Here is a 5,396-nt window from a genome sequence, read left to right on the forward strand (position 1 = left end):
GAACGTGCGCTCCAGCCAGCAGCTGGCCGAGGTTCTGTTCAAGAAGCTGGGCCTCAAGCCCGCTGGAAAAACTCCGGGCGGGGCGCTTTCCACCGGCAGCGACGCCCTGGAAAAGCTGGCCGGGCAACACCCGATCATCGAGGAGATTCTGGCCTTCCGCGTGCAGGAGAAGCTGCGCTCCACCTACCTGGAGCCCATGCCGCGCCTGGCCGACGCCTCCGGCCGCCTGCATACGCGCTTCAACCAGCTTGCGACCGCGACAGGGCGGCTTTCCAGCTCCGGCCCGAATCTGCAGAACATCCCCATCCGCGGGCCCCAGGGCGCGCGCATGCGGGCCTGCTTCGTGGCCTCGCCCGGCATGCTGTTCGTCGGCGCGGACTACTCCCAGGTGGAGCTGCGCGTTCTGGCGCACTTTTCCAAAGATCCTGCGCTCATCGACGCCTTCCAGAAGGACGAGGACATCCACAGCCGCACCGCCGCGCTGCTGTTCGACAAGGACGCGGCCGAGATAACGCCCGACGAGCGGCGCGGGGCCAAGACCATCAACTTCGGGCTCATCTACGGCATGGGCCCGCAGAAGCTGGCGCGGGAGCTGGGCATCAGCACCAATCAGGCCAAGGAGTTCATCGCCCGCTACTTCGAGAAGCTGGGCACCCTGAAACAGTTCTACGAAGGCCTGGTGCAGGACGCCATGACGCGCGGCTATGTGACGACGCTGGCGGGCAGGCGCAGGCTGCTGCCGGAACTGCACTCGCGCAACCAGCAGGTGCAGGCCCAGGCGCGCAGGCAGGCGGTGAACACCGTCATCCAGGGCAGCGCGGCCGACGTCATCAAGCTGGCCATGCTGCGCGTGTTCGGCAGCCCGGAGCTGGCAGCCCTCGACGCCAAGCTCATCTTGCAGGTGCACGACGAACTGCTGCTGGAACTGCCGGAGCAGAACGCCCCGGCCGCCGCGCAGGAGCTTGCCCGCCTGATGCAGAACGTGGTGGCCCTCGACGTGCCGCTCAAGGTGGACGTGGGCCAGGGCCGCAACTGGGCCGAGGCGCACTAAACCGTCTGGCGCGGAGCCTTTTGCTCCGCAGTCTGTCACGCTTTGATTTTTTGAGCCGACGGGGAGACTCGTCGGCTTTTTCGTGCGCGGCCGTTTCCCGTCATCTGTCGTCTGGGCAGAAACCCCTTTCGGGCCGCGTTGTTCTGCGCTACAGTCCTGCCCGCATGCCCGATACACAGAACGCCATCCTCCTTGCCGCCTTCGGCTCGCGCCTGCCCGGCGCGGAAGCCTCGCTGGACGCCATCCGCGCCCGCGCGGCCGAGCTGTACCCGGACTGGCGCGTGGAAACGGCGCTGACCTCCGGCACGGTGCGCCGCCACAAGGGCGCGCACACCAGCCAGGGCCAGTCGCCGGAGGACATTCTGAAAGGCCTGCAACGCCAGGGGGTGAAGCGCTTGGCCGTGCAGTCCCTGCATGTCATCCCCGGCGACGAGTACAAGAGCCTGGAGCGTCTGGTGGCGGGCCTGTCCGCTTCCCAGGCGGGGCCGCAGGGCTTCGAGGGCATCAGCCTGGGCCGGCCGCTTCTGGGCAATGCCGCGGACGTGCGGCTGGTGGCGCAGACGCTTTTGACCGTGCTGCCGCCCGCGCGCAAGCCCGGCGAGGCGGTGCTGCTCATGGGCCACGGCACGCGGGGCCGCGCCAATGGCGTGTACCAGGACCTGGCCGACGAACTGCGGGCCCTGGACCCGCTCGTGCTCATCGGCGCGCTGGAGGCCGAGCCCGGCCTGGCCGCCAAGGTGGACGAACTGCGCTCCCTGGGCGCTTCCACAGTGCACCTCATGCCGCTTCTGTTCGCGCGCGGGGTCCACGCCACGCGTGACATGGCCGGGGAGGGCAAGAATTCCTGGCGCGCTGGGCTCACGAACGCGGGCTTCGCTTGCGAGACCCACGTCAAGGGCGCGGGCGAGCAGCCCGCCCTGGCGGACATCTGGCTTGCGCACCTGCGCGAGGCCGTGGAGCGCCTCTCGGCCTAGCGCCTTTTCGCCGTCCATCCGCTCCCCTCCCCCTTTTGCGGGTCCAGGGGGTGCATGCCCCCTGGCCGCCGGAGGCATCTCCAGGCGCGACGCCGGGCCACACGCTCGTCCATCGGCCCCGCAGCCGCCTGTCAAACCCGGCCTTTTCCCCTTTCTTCCCCTCTCCCATTCTTTTCGCCTTCCTTGACTGCTTTCCGCCGGACGCGGTACAGGACTAATGCCGAAAAAGGCCAGCCATCCACGGACGCTTCGTCCAGGGAGGTGCCGCATGACCATCTCCATCCGCACCCGCCTGCTTGCGCTCATGCTCGCCGCGGCCCTGCCCGCGCTGGGCATCATGCTCGCCACCGGGCGCGAGCTTGAGGAAAACGTGGTCAGCCGCGCGGAAAGCGCCGCGTTGCAACAGGTGCAGAACATGGCCGCGCACCACGCGCGCATCGTGGAGAACGCCCGCCTGCTTCTGGCCACCCTGGCCAAGACCTCAGAGGTGCGCAGCCTTGCGCCCCGGGCCAGCCAGGAGCTTTTGGCGGACATCCAGCAGCGCAACCCGGTGTACGTTTCCCTGGCCCTGGCGGATGCGCACGGCTCGATCCTGGCCCGCGCGCCGGAGGGGCCGTTGCCGCAAGAAGGCCCGGAACTGGCCCAGGCGGCGTTCTTCACGGCCGCGCTCAAGAACGGCGACTTCGTCACCGGCGACTACGCGCACCTGGAGGCCGCCCGGCGCGTGGTGCTGAACTTCGCCCAGCCGGTTGCGGGCGCCGCCTCGGATGGGCGGTCCGGGTCCAGGGGCGTGCTGGTGGCGGCCTTCGATCTGCACCACTTCGGCAGTCTGTTCGAAGGCGCCGGGCTGCCCGTCGGCAGCGTGTTCACCCTCACCGACGCCAAGGGCATGCGGCTGACGCGCTTCCCGGAGGCGGAAAAGTACACCTGGGTGCCGGATCTGCCCCGGATGATCGAGCGCATGAGCGGCCCGGCCGAGGAGGGAACCTTCCGCGAACGGGGCGTGGACGGCGTGCTGCGGCTCTACGCCTTCAAGCGTCTGCATTTTGCGGGCGCACCCTTTCCGTACCTCATGATCCGCCTGGGCGTGCCCGTGGACGAGGCCTTGGGGCAGGCGCGGGCCGTGGTGCGGCGCAATGTGCTTTTGCTGGGTCTGGCGGCCGCGCTGTTCATGGGCGCGGCCTGGGTGCTGGGCGAGGTGTCCGTGGTGCGGCGTCTGCGCGGGCTGGTTGCGGCCGCGGCCCGGCTGGAGGCGGGCGAGCTGGGAGCGCGCGCCGGGCTGCCCGGAGGCGGGGCCGGCGGCAGCGACGGCGGCCTGGGCGGTGAGGATGAGATCGGCCGGCTGGGCCGGGCCTTTGATTCCATGGCCCAGGCGCTGGAAAAGCGCGAGCAGGAGCGCGACGCCTACGAGAACGAGGTGTGCCACCTGAACGAGTTTCTGGAGGACCGGGTGGAGAAGCGCACCAAGGAGCTGGCCGCGGCCAACAAGGAGCTGACAGCCACCCTGGAGAGCCTGAACCAGGCCCAGAAGCATCTCATACAGTCCGAAAAGATGGCCTCCCTGGGCGGGCTGGTGGCGGGCGTGGCGCACGAGATCAACACCCCCGTGGGCATCGGCGTCACGGCGGCCTCGCACCTGGAGGACAAGACCAGGGCCATGCTGGACGAGTTCCGGGGCGGGGCGCTCAAGCGCGCCAGCCTGGAGGAGTATCTGGGGCTCTGCGACGAATCCACGCACATGATCCTGGCCAACCTGCGCCGCGCGTCGGATCTCATCCGCAGCTTCAAGCAGGTGGCCGTGGACCGCTCCACCGAGGAGAAGCGGGTGTTCCGCCTGCGCAGCTATCTGGAGCAGGTGCTCCTGTCGCTGCGGCCGCACCTCAAGAAGACGGCCATCGTGGTGGAACTGGAGTGCGACCCGGAGCTTGAGATCGATTCCTACCCGGGCCTGTGGTCGCAGATCGTCTCAAATCTGGTGATGAACGCCCTGCAGCACGCCTTCGAGCCCGGCCAGGCCGGGCGCATCGGAATTACGGCGGCGCTGGAGCAGGAACGCCTGCGCTTCACCTTCTCCGACGACGGGCGGGGCATCGCGCAGGAGCATCTGGGCAAGATCTTCGAGCCCTTCTTCACCACCTACCGGCAGAAGGGCGGCAGCGGGCTCGGCCTGTCCATCGTGTACAACCTGGTGACCCAGACCATGGGCGGCACCATCCACGTGGCCAGCGAACCCGGCCACGGCGCGGTGTTCAACATCATGGTGCCCCTGGCCCCGCCGGTGCCGGAGCCGCGGGAGCCGAAGGAAGCGAAGGAGGCTGGCCCGGCCTAGCCCAGGCCCAGCAACCACACGGCGAAGGGCGCGAATCCGGCGGTGAACACTCCCGCCAGGATCATGGCCAGCCCGGCCATGGCGCCCTGCTGCTCGCCTTCCATCAGGGCCGTGGCCGTGCCCTGCCCGTGCGACACGGTGCCCAGCGCCAGGCCGCGCGCCATGGGATCGCGCACGCGGGCCAGGTTCAGCAGCCAGCCGCCCGTGAGCGAGCCCAGGGTGCCCGTGGCCACCACGAAGGCCGTGGCCAGGGCCGGTATGCCCTTGTAGATTTGCGCGATTTCAATGGCGAAGGGGATGGTGACGCCCTTGGGCAGAATGGACACGACCACGTCCTGGGGCAGGCCGCCCAGCTTGGCTATGGCCCCGGCAGTAAGCATGGCCAGGGCCGCGCCCAGGGCCACGCTGCCCAGGATGGCCGGAGCGGCGCGCAACAGCAGGGTGCGGTAGCGGTAGAGGGGCACGGCCAGGCCCACGGTGGCGGGCCCGAGCAGAAAGGTCATGATGTTCTTGGCCGGGGCATAGTCGCTGTAGGGAATGCCGCAGAGCACCAGCACGGTGATGATGACCGCCGCGCCCAGGCCCACGACGTTCAGCAGGGGGTGGCGAAAGCGCAGGTACAGCTTGCGCACGCCCAGGTAGGTGGCCAGGGTGAGGATGATAAAGAGCGCGGTGGTCATGCGCCCTGCCTTTTGTTCAGGAACTGGGTAAGCCCGCCCACGGTCAAAAGCGGCAGCACCGCGCTGATGGCGATGGCGGCCAAAAGCGTCAGGCCGTAGTCGTAGAACACCTGGCCCCATTCCATAAGGCCCACGGCCACGGGCACGAAGAAGAACACCAGGTGCTTGAGCAGGAAGTCCGCCGCCAGCTCCACGTGCTTCAGTTTGATGACGCCCAGGCAGAGCAGGGTGAAGAGCAGCAGAACCCCGACCACGTTGCCGGGGATGGGCAGGTTGACTGCGGCCACGAACCAGGTGCTGCCTTGGTAGATGGCCCAGAGCAGGGCCAGTTGTGCCAGGGCTTTAAGGGTCTGCGTCACGGG

The 5,396-nt window shown here is 68.8% G+C and carries 5 protein-coding genes; 3 read left to right on the forward strand and 2 right to left on the reverse strand.

What is annotated here, in order from left to right:
* The 3 genes from VN419_RS00940 to VN419_RS00950 all read left to right on the forward strand — a co-directional run.
* A partial coding sequence (locus tag VN419_RS00940; RefSeq protein ID WP_325643471.1) for a DNA polymerase occupies positions 1–1,051 on the forward strand: 1,051 nt, incomplete at its 5' end.
* Between the two features lie 164 nt (positions 1,052–1,215).
* The gene (locus VN419_RS00945) at positions 1,216–2,025 is read left to right on the forward strand and encodes a sirohydrochlorin cobaltochelatase (protein WP_325643472.1); all 810 of its coding nucleotides are present in this window, start codon (positions 1,216–1,218) and stop codon (positions 2,023–2,025) included.
* A gap of 268 nt (positions 2,026–2,293) precedes the next feature.
* Positions 2,294–4,354 carry a sensor histidine kinase gene (locus tag VN419_RS00950; RefSeq protein ID WP_325643473.1) on the forward strand — a complete coding sequence of 687 codons (2,061 nt, stop codon included), beginning with the start codon at positions 2,294–2,296 and terminating at the stop codon, positions 4,352–4,354.
* On the opposite strand, the gene VN419_RS00955 is transcribed toward VN419_RS00950, so the two are convergent.
* Both VN419_RS00955 and VN419_RS00960 read right to left on the reverse strand, forming a co-directional pair.
* Complete coding sequence (locus tag VN419_RS00955) at positions 4,351–5,034, reverse strand: LrgB family protein (protein WP_325643474.1); 684 nt, start codon at positions 5,032–5,034, stop codon at positions 4,351–4,353. The two genes, VN419_RS00950 and VN419_RS00955, sit on opposite strands and share 4 nt — an antisense overlap.
* Positions 5,031–5,396 (reverse strand): CidA/LrgA family protein (locus VN419_RS00960; RefSeq protein WP_325643476.1); only part of this gene is annotated, 366 nt, incomplete at its 5' end. The genes VN419_RS00955 and VN419_RS00960, both read right to left, overlap by 4 nt.

Source organism: Humidesulfovibrio sp., from assembly GCF_035560995.1.
Taxonomy (GTDB): domain Bacteria; phylum Desulfobacterota; class Desulfovibrionia; order Desulfovibrionales; family Desulfovibrionaceae; genus Humidesulfovibrio.

What these genes read in the sequence shown, in the direction of transcription:
- VN419_RS00950 (WP_325643473.1), top strand. Translation starts at nt 2,294, where the DNA reads ATGACCATCTCCATCCGCACCCGCCTGCTTGCGCTCATGCTCGCCGCG.
- VN419_RS00945 (WP_325643472.1), top strand. Translation starts at nt 1,216, where the DNA reads ATGCCCGATACACAGAACGCCATCCTCCTTGCCGCCTTCGGCTCGCGC.
- VN419_RS00955 (WP_325643474.1), bottom strand. Translation starts at nt 5,034, where the DNA reads ATGACCACCGCGCTCTTTATCATCCTCACCCTGGCCACCTACCTGGGC.